The 8,661-nt window shown below is 32.6% G+C and carries 9 protein-coding genes; 2 read left to right on the top strand and 7 right to left on the bottom strand.

Translation table 11 applies throughout. The features are described 5' to 3' along the window. The coding region (locus tag ACJAX4_RS19550; RefSeq protein WP_435791113.1) for a threonine/serine exporter family protein at positions 1–623 on the top strand (623 nt) is incomplete at its 5' end. Next, a complete protein-coding gene (locus ACJAX4_RS19555) occupies positions 620–1,054 on the top strand; it encodes a threonine/serine exporter family protein (protein WP_435791114.1) in 435 nt (144 codons plus the stop codon). The genes ACJAX4_RS19550 and ACJAX4_RS19555, both read left to right, overlap by 4 nt. A gap of 29 nt (positions 1,055–1,083) precedes the next feature. Here the strand turns inward: ACJAX4_RS19555 and ACJAX4_RS19560 are convergent, their stop codons facing one another. From ACJAX4_RS19560 to ACJAX4_RS19590, 7 genes are all read right to left on the bottom strand, one after another. Then, positions 1,084–1,371 (bottom strand): metal-sensitive transcriptional regulator, encoded by a 288-nt coding sequence (locus ACJAX4_RS19560; RefSeq protein WP_435791115.1) that lies wholly within the window; start codon positions 1,369–1,371, stop codon positions 1,084–1,086. Between the two features lie 167 nt (positions 1,372–1,538). Further along, positions 1,539–3,323: an aspartate--tRNA ligase gene (gene aspS, locus ACJAX4_RS19565; RefSeq protein ID WP_435791116.1), complete on the bottom strand. Its 1,785-nt coding sequence runs from the start codon at positions 3,321–3,323 to the stop codon at positions 1,539–1,541. A gap of 24 nt (positions 3,324–3,347) precedes the next feature. Beyond that, entirely contained in the window at positions 3,348–4,601 is a 1,254-nt protein-coding gene (gene hisS, locus ACJAX4_RS19570; protein ID WP_435791117.1) for a histidine--tRNA ligase, read from the bottom strand. Positions 4,602–4,623: 22 nt separating this feature from the next. After that, positions 4,624–6,051, bottom strand: a complete 1,428-nt coding sequence (locus tag ACJAX4_RS19575) for a coproporphyrinogen III oxidase (RefSeq protein ID WP_435791118.1) — start codon at positions 6,049–6,051, stop codon at positions 4,624–4,626. 50 nt (positions 6,052–6,101) lie between these two features. Beyond that, entirely contained in the window at positions 6,102–6,710 is a 609-nt protein-coding gene (locus ACJAX4_RS19580; protein ID WP_435791119.1) for an MBL fold metallo-hydrolase, read from the bottom strand. A 10-nt stretch (positions 6,711–6,720) separates the two neighbouring features. Beyond that, a complete protein-coding gene (gene dtd / locus ACJAX4_RS19585; RefSeq protein ID WP_435791120.1) occupies positions 6,721–7,167 on the bottom strand; it encodes a D-aminoacyl-tRNA deacylase in 447 nt (148 codons plus the stop codon). Positions 7,168–7,203: 36 nt separating this feature from the next. Beyond that, positions 7,204–8,661 (bottom strand): RelA/SpoT family protein (locus ACJAX4_RS19590; RefSeq protein WP_435791121.1); only part of this gene is annotated, 1,458 nt, incomplete at its 5' end.

Raw genomic sequence — 8,661 nt, forward strand, 5'->3', positions numbered from 1 at the left:
GTATTATGGTTTCTATAACTAACAGTGAAAATCAGACCATTTCATTAGTTAAAAGAATAAATACTAGGACCGTAAATCTTCGTAAGGTTTCTATGATAAACAATCTCTCCAGGGAAATAGTTTTAAATCCACTATCCATGGAAGATATGAGAAAAAAAATAAAGTATATTGATAGTATACCTCCTTATTCTCAACTCACAACAACATTTTTTTCTGCTTTATGTTCTGGATCTTTCACCTTGCTTTTTGGTGGAAGTTATAAAGACTTTTTTGTAGCTTTTCTTATTGGAGCTCTTATAAGTTTAATAGGAGGATTTTTAGATAAATTTGAGGTAAATAGTTTTTTAAAAAATATGCTAGGCGGTGCTTTGGCTGCCATAATAGCCCTTATAGCTACATCTTTAAACTTTACTGGTAATATGGATACTATTATAATAGGATCTATAATGATATTAGTCCCGGGGATTTCCATAACAAACGCAATAAGAGATACTATTGCGGGTGATCTAGTTGCTGGTGTATCAAGATCAATAGAAGCACTTTTTGTAGCAATGGCCATAGCTGCAGGCACAAGTATAGTTTTCAAAATATGGGTATTGTTATTTGGAGGTGCATTAATATGATTCTAAGTTCATTATATGCTCTTTTAAGTTCTCTTGGTTTTGGAGGGATTTTCAATATAAGAGGTAAAAACTTAATTATAGCGTCAATTGGAGGAGGTCTAAGTTGGTTTACCTATCTTCTCTCAGGAAAACTACAACCATCCTTAATTTTTTCTCTATTTCTCGCTTCAATGGTGGGGAGTATTTACTCAGAATTAATGGCAAGAATTTATAAGAATCCTGTAACAATATTTATAATCTGTTCAATTATTCCTCTTGTTCCTGGTGGTGGAATGTATTATACAACTCTTGAGGCAGTAAAAGGAAATTTCGATGCTGCTCTATCCAAAGGCGTCGTAACTCTATTTAGTGCAGGTGCAATTGCAATTGGTATAGTTTTTGTGTCTTCAATTAGTACAATTTTAATGAAACTAAAAAAAACAAAGAAGTAAATTTGACACCAAATTTACTTCTTTGTTTTTTATTTTAGGAACATAAGGAAAGTTGAAACAAGCTCTTGAATTTTTTCCTCTTCAACTGGGTCATCTTCATGTATAAGGCAATTTTTTGTATATCTTTCTAAAACTAGCCCTCCCACTTTAGTCATAGCAGAGCGTACTGCAGCCACTTGCACCAATATATTTTTGCAGCAAGTTTCACTGTTCACCATTTTTTCTATACCTTTAACCTGACCTTCAATTTTTCTTAATCTAATTTGAATGTCATGAACTAGTTCATCATCCATTGACATATCCTTTTCTTCAGTCATTTTATCACTCCCATATGCTATATTAGAGGCAGAGACTATAGTACCCCGTATAGGTACTATTGTAAGTATAACATCCTACTTTACACAAATCAAGATATAAAAATGCAAAAACAACATAATACTTAGCTATTATGCTGTTTTTATTTAAACTATATGCTTTTGGTGTATTATTTCTTTAGGTCTGTTTTTGTAATTCCAAGTTCTTGAAGCTGTTTATCATCAACCACATTTGGTGCTTCAGACATTGGACAATAAGCGTTTTGATTCTTAGGGAAAGCAATTACATCTTTAATATTTTCAGTTCCTGCTAAGAACATTACAATTCTGTCTAATCCAAAGGCAAGTCCGCCGTGTGGTGGTGGACCATATTTAAATGATTCCAGCAAGAATCCAAATCTTTCCCATGCTTTCTCCTGAGTAAATCCTAAGACTTTAAACATAGTTTCTTGCAAATTAGCATCATGTATTCTTATACTGCCTCCACCTAACTCTTCACCGTTTAACACTATATCGTAGGCTTTAGCACGAACCCTGCCTGGATCTGATTCTAGATACTGTAAATCCTCATCCATAGGCATTGTGAAAGGATGGTGTGCTGCTATAAATCTATTTTCTTCTTCGTTATAATCTACCAGTGGAAACTGTGTAACCCATACAAAATTAAATTCCTTATTATCTTTTAAAATTTCAACTTCTTTTGCTACCTGTAATCTTAATGCACCTAACGCTTGTAACACAACTCTATCTTTATCTGCAACTATTAGTACTAAGTCTCCTGTTTTTGCCTCTACCTTGTCTAAGATAGATTGCATTTGCGACTCATTCAAGAACTTAGATATAGGTGATTTAGTTCCCTCTTCTTTACATGCAATCCATGCGAGACCTTTTGCTTTATAAGTCTTAACAAATTCACCTAATTTGTCTAATTTCTTTCTACCCATGTCTGCAGAATTTGCTACTTTTATAGCTCTTACTGAGCCACCATTAGCTATGGCATTAATAAATACCACAAATTCACATTCACGTGATTCTTCAGTAATATCAACTATTTCCATTCCAAATCTTAGATCCGGTTTGTCAGAACCATACTTATTCATAGCCTCTTTGTAGGTTATTCTTTTTATAGGAAGAATAACATCCTCATTTACTACTTCTTTAAATAATTTTTTAATCAAGGCCTCATTTACTGCTATAACATCATCTTCCTCAACAAAGGACATTTCTATATCTATTTGCGTAAACTCCGGTTGTCTATTCGCTCTTAAATCTTCATCTCTAAAACATCTTGCTATTTGGTAGTACTTATCATATCCAGATACCATTAATAATTGTTTAAAAAGTTGTGGTGATTGTGGAAGTGCGTAGAACATTCCAGGATAATTTCTACTAGGAACTAAATAATCACGCGCTCCCTCAGGAGTACTTTTTGTAAGCATAGGTGTTTCTATTTCTAAAAACCCGTTCTGATCTAAAAAGTCTCTAACAACTTTAGCTGTTTTATGACGTATCATAAAGATTTTTTGCATATCAGGTCTTCTTAAATCAAGATATCTATATTTTAGACGTACATTTTCTGAAGCGTCTAAATCTTCTTTTATATAGATAGGTGGAGTTTCTGATTTCGATAAAATCTTGATGTTTTTACCTTGAAGCTCTACTTGGCCTGTAATCATATTATTATTAGGATCTTGCCTTTTAATAATTACACCAGTTACTGCAATGCAGTACTCTGATTTTACTAAATCTGCCTTTATAAAAGCCTCTTTGTCTATTTCTTCTCCAAATACTAATTGTAGAAGTCCTGTTCTGTCTCTCAAATCGATAAAAACAAGGCCGCCTAGGTTTCTTTTCCTTTGTGCCCAACCCATAACTGTCACTTCATTTGCTATGTGTGTTTCTCGAAGATCTCCGCACATATTAGTTCTCTTTAATCCTTCTAATGCTTCTGCCATTTTATTTCATTCCTCCCTAAAACCTTAATACTTAACTATATTAACAATTTCTTCTAAGTTATCTAAGTTAATTTCAAACTGCTGTCCGTCGGACATTCTTTTTATTTTAGCATTTCTACTTTGAATTTCATCCTCGCCTAAAACAATTGTAAAAGATGCTCCTACTTTATTAGCATATTTCATTTGGGCTTTTACACTACGCTCCATATGATCACCTTCACACTTAATTCCCTTTTCTCTTAAATCATTTACTATCTTAATTGCTTGATTTTTTGACTCCTCATGCATTGAACCAACATAAAGCTCCATGTAATTTTCTTTTGGAATTTCTATATCATTTTCTTCAAGAGACATTAACAGTCTTTCTATTCCCATACCAAAACCCATTGATGGCAAATTCGGTCCACCTATTTCATGAATTAAATTATCATATCTTCCACCACCACAAATCGCAATACCGGTTTTGTCATGTACTTCAAATACAGTCTTAGTGTAGTAATCAAGTCCTCTTACTATATGTGGATCCACTTTATAGTCTATATCCATAATACTCAGATATTTCTTCAAACTTTCAAAGTGAGCCGAACATTCCTCGCATATATAATCCGATATAATTGGTGCACCACTAACTAATTCCTTACAACTATTAACTTTGCAATCCAGAATTCTAAGTGGATTTTTTTCAAATCTACTTACACAAGTACCACAAAGTTCATCAAGTTTAGGCTCTAAAAATATTTTTAATGCTTCATTATATTTTTTTCTACAGTCAGGACATCCCATACTGTTAATTTTGAGCTGCACACCATTTATTCCAAGCTCACTATATATTCTCATAACAAGGCTAATTACCTCAGCATCTACGGAAGCTTCTTTTGAGCCACAAACCTCAACTCCAAACTGATGATGCTCCCTAAATCTTCCTTTTTGCATTTTTTCATATCTAAAACAAGGTGTAAAATAATACAACTTTGTAGGTTGTACCTCATTAAAAAGACCATTCTCTATAAAAGCTCTAATTGCAGGTGCTGTCCCCTCTGGTTTAAGTGTAATACTTCTTCCACCCTTATCCTCGAATGTGTACATTTCTTTTTGTACCACATCTGTAGTTTCCCCTACTCCTCTTATAAATAGCTCAGTATTTTCAAACATAGGTGTTCTAATTTCCGTGCAACCATATACGGAACAAATCTTCCTAAATAAATTTTCTACATACTGCCATTTGTAAGCATTTTCGGGTAACATATCCTTAGTCCCCTTAGGTGCTTGAATATTCATTTTGTCCCTCCTTTTATCTCATCTAATTATACAGAGTATCTAGTAGTGCAATTTTCCTTTCCACCATTTCATCTATACGTTTTATATACTCTCTAACATCTTTAACATTGGCAAATCTTTCATGCCTGTTTTCTTCTAAAAAAACAACTTTGCAAACCGCATCTGCACCAAGTGCAATGATTGTTTGCTTTTCCTCAATCATTTGAATATTGTATATCCCCTCTTTACCAGGTATTTTATATCCTATGTTCTCCATGTTACCCACCATATTTTTCTGTCTGTACATATAATAGGGTTCCATATGAAGTTTTTTAGATAAATCTACAGTTTGCTTATACATTTCATTTAATTCTTCTTGACCCGGAACTTCAAACTTATAATTATTGAGCATACTTTCATGAAGCTTTGAACCTCTTTTTATGGAGAGGCCATGAATCGTAATGCTATCAGGTTTAATCTTAGATATTTCATGACAAGTTTTTATCATATGTGAAATTTTTTCGCCAGGAAGACCTACAATTAAATCCATATTTATATTATCAAAACCCAGTTCTCTAGCCATATTAAATTTTTCGGTAACACTATCAACAGAATGATTCCTACCAATTAATTTTAACGTATCATCATTCATAGTCTGAGGATTAATACTTATTCTATGTACTCCATAACTTTTCATACTATTTAACTTTTCAACGGTTATACTGTCTGGTCTTCCACATTCTACTGTAAATTCCTTAACTTTATTGCCTACAATAAAAGCTTGGTATATAGACTCCATTATACCTTCAAACTGCTCATTATTTACAGAAGTGGGAGTACCCCCTCCAAAATATACACATTCAATATTTAGATGCTTTTCTTTAATGTATGCACTTATACTCTCAATCTCGTGTGACAAAGCCTTAAGATAAGGGTCTACTACGGTTTTACAACTATCTATAGGATTTGAGGTGAAAGAACAGTATAAACATCTTGTGGGACAAAATGGCATACCAATGTAAACACTTATGTTATCTTTCTTTGTGTTTACAATGTTATGCTCAAACTTTGCAACATCAATACAAAGTCTCGCTTTATCCTCTCTTGCAACATTTTTATCTTTGAACTCAGCGATGATTGTTTCATCAGTTGCACCATCTTGTAATCTCTCTAGAGCCCTTTTAGAAGGTCTTATTCCTATTAGTGTACCCCAAGGAAGCACACTAGTAGCATTTTTTGAAAAATGTAAAAATACAGCTTTTTTTACTTCTTCCTTAATTTTATAATTTTTATTAATTATATACTCATAACTTTCATCTTTAAAATATATTTTTATTACATCTTCCGAAACTTCAATATTAAAATCATAACCTTCTTCTACAAATTTGATTTCTGGTAATAAGTAGAATAAATTAATAATTTGATATACATCATAATTAAATTTAGAATTGTTTAATTTTACCTTTATCATTTTAACTCCTTAATGTAATATAGCTTATGTATTTATTTTTATACACTATATCAATCCTGTAAAAAAGGATTATTTAATTTTTCATTGTTTATTGTACTAATTTGTTCGTGACCAGGATACACTATAGTATCCCCTGGCAAAGTTAATAGCTTTGATTTGATGCTAGTAATTATACTTCCGAAATCTCCTCCTGCAAAATCTGTTCTTCCTATTGAGCCGGCAAAAAGAGTATCTCCAGTAAAAACACAGTTTTGAACTAAAAAGCACATACCACCCGGTGTATGACCTGGAGTTTCTATACAAGTAATCTCTAAATTTTCAATCTTTATTATGTCATCATGTTTTAGTAATTTATCTGCTCCACCTTTAATAAGAGGTCCAAATAAATGCTCTCCTTTAGTTATTAAATCATCGTCTAGTTTACTTATACATACTGTTGCCTTTGTAATAGTTTTGAGCTCTGCCACACCTGTTGTATGATCTAAATGTCCGTGAGTCAAAATTATATACTTAACACTAGCACCCATAGTATCTATAGTGCGAGCTATATTATCTACATCTCCACCGGGGTCTAACACCACAGCTTCCTTGGTATTTTCATCCATTACAATATAGCAGTTTGATCCATATATTCCTGTTACAAGTCTTTTAATTTCCATTCGATACCTCCTAAAAATCTTTTTTACTCTCTAAAAGTAAGGTTACTGGTCCATCGTTTTGTATAAAAATTTGCATATCTTCGCCAAATTTCCCAGTTTTAACTTCACCTAATACATCGCAGCACTGTTTAACAAATTCTAAATATAATACTTCGGCTTCTTCCCCACCGAGTGCCCTCATAAAATTTGGTCTTCTACCTTTTCTACAATCCCCATATAGCGTGAATTGAGAAACTACAAGCATTTCTCCTCCTACGTCTAGTAAAGATTTATTCATTTTCTCATCTTCCTCAAAAATTCTAAGGTTTAATATCTTATCTTTTAAGAATTTTATATCTTCTTCTGTATCTTCCTTACAAATTCCAAGAAGAACGTTTAATCCGAAACCTATTTCACTAACTAATTCTCCATTAACTTCAACCTTTGATGATTTAACTCTTTGCACCACTGCTCTCATAAATATCCCTCTCTTAAATGGAATAAAATTATTATCTTAGTTTTTTATTCTATAAACTTCTATTACACCAGCTAATTTAGTTATTTTCTTTTGCAATTCTTTCAAATGTTCTATATTAATTATCCTGAGCTTTATGTTTACTAAAGCTACATTATTTTTTAATGTTTTTGCATTGATTGAGTACAACTGTGTTTTGGTTAATGTTATTACCTCCATTATATCGGATAATAAACCATATCTATCATCTGCTCTAATTTGAATTTCAGTAGTATAACCTTTTCCTTCACTAGTTCCCCAGCTTACCTCAACAACTTTATTTATTTCATTGTTAACTAAATTCTCAATATTCTTACAATCACATCTATGAACAGAAACTCCACGTCCCTTAGTTATATAACCTATTATTTTATCGCCCGGAACAGGGTTACAGCATTTAGCAAATCGCGCAAGAACATTTCCAAGACCCTTGACTATTAGTCCTGAGAAATCTGTTTGCTTTTTTTCATCTTTATTTCCGCTTTTAGTTATCTTTTCTTCAATATCTTGTATTGTCAAATCTTCAGGTTTATTTTTATTTTCAAAAACCTCTCTAAGTCTATTAACAATAGTTGGAGGCATAATATCTCCAACACCAACACAAGCAAATAAATCATCTAAAGTTCTAAAATTATATCTTTTATAAATTTTTTCTATTGCTTCACCTTTTGCAATCTCGCCAAAATTATATCCTTGCCTTTTAGATTCTCTCTCTAATAATTCTTTACCTTTTTCAATACTCTCATCTTTTTTAGCTCTCTTAAACCAAGCTTTAATTTTGCTTTTAGCCTGATTACTTTTTGTAATATTAAGCCAATCAATACTAGGACCCTTAGGTGAATTTGAAGTTACGACTTCAACTATCTCTCCTGTTTTCAAATGATATTCGAGTGGCACCATCCGCCCATTTACTTTTGCCCCCATACACCTATTACCTATATCCGTATGAATCCTATATGCAAAATCAATTGGGGTTGCGTCAATTGGTAAGTTAATAACCCTTCCCTTTGGCGTGAATACAAAAACTTCATCTGCGAACAAATCAATTTTAAACCCTTCCAGAAACTCTTCTGCATCGAATGTTTCTCCTTGCCATTCCAAAATATCCTTGAGCCATGAAAATTTAGAATCAAAATTTTCATTTTCGCCTTCCTGCGTAGCCTGTTTATATTTCCAGTGAGCTGCAATCCCATATTCTGCAGTTTTATGCATCTCATAGGTTCGAATCTGAATTTCAAAAGGTTTACCATGAGGTCCTATTACAGTCGAATGTAAGGATTGATACATATTAGGTTTAGGCATAGCAATATAGTCTTTAAATCTTCCGGGAATTGGTTTATAAACTGTATGCACTATCCCTAGAGCTGCATAGCAACTTCCAATATCATTAACTAAAATTCTAATTGCAGTCAAATCGAAAACTTGATCTAAAGTTTTGTTTTTAGACGTCATTTTTCT

The organism is Clostridium sp. (assembly GCF_051278035.1).
Lineage (GTDB): Bacteria > Bacillota > Clostridia > Clostridiales > Clostridiaceae > Clostridium_AD.

Excerpts from the sequence above, each read along its gene's own strand:
- ACJAX4_RS19555 (WP_435791114.1), top strand. The coding sequence starts at position 620 with ATGATTCTAAGTTCATTATATGCTCTTTTAAGTTCTCTTGGTTTTGGA.
- ACJAX4_RS19560 (WP_435791115.1), bottom strand. The coding sequence starts at position 1,371 with ATGACTGAAGAAAAGGATATGTCAATGGATGATGAACTAGTTCATGAC.
- aspS (WP_435791116.1), bottom strand. The coding sequence starts at position 3,323 with ATGGCAGAAGCATTAGAAGGATTAAAGAGAACTAATATGTGCGGAGAT.
- hisS (WP_435791117.1), bottom strand. The coding sequence starts at position 4,601 with ATGAATATTCAAGCACCTAAGGGGACTAAGGATATGTTACCCGAAAAT.
- ACJAX4_RS19575 (WP_435791118.1), bottom strand. The coding sequence starts at position 6,051 with ATGATAAAGGTAAAATTAAACAATTCTAAATTTAATTATGATGTATAT.
- ACJAX4_RS19580 (WP_435791119.1), bottom strand. The coding sequence starts at position 6,710 with ATGGAAATTAAAAGACTTGTAACAGGAATATATGGATCAAACTGCTAT.
- dtd (WP_435791120.1), bottom strand. The coding sequence starts at position 7,167 with ATGAGAGCAGTGGTGCAAAGAGTTAAATCATCAAAGGTTGAAGTTAAT.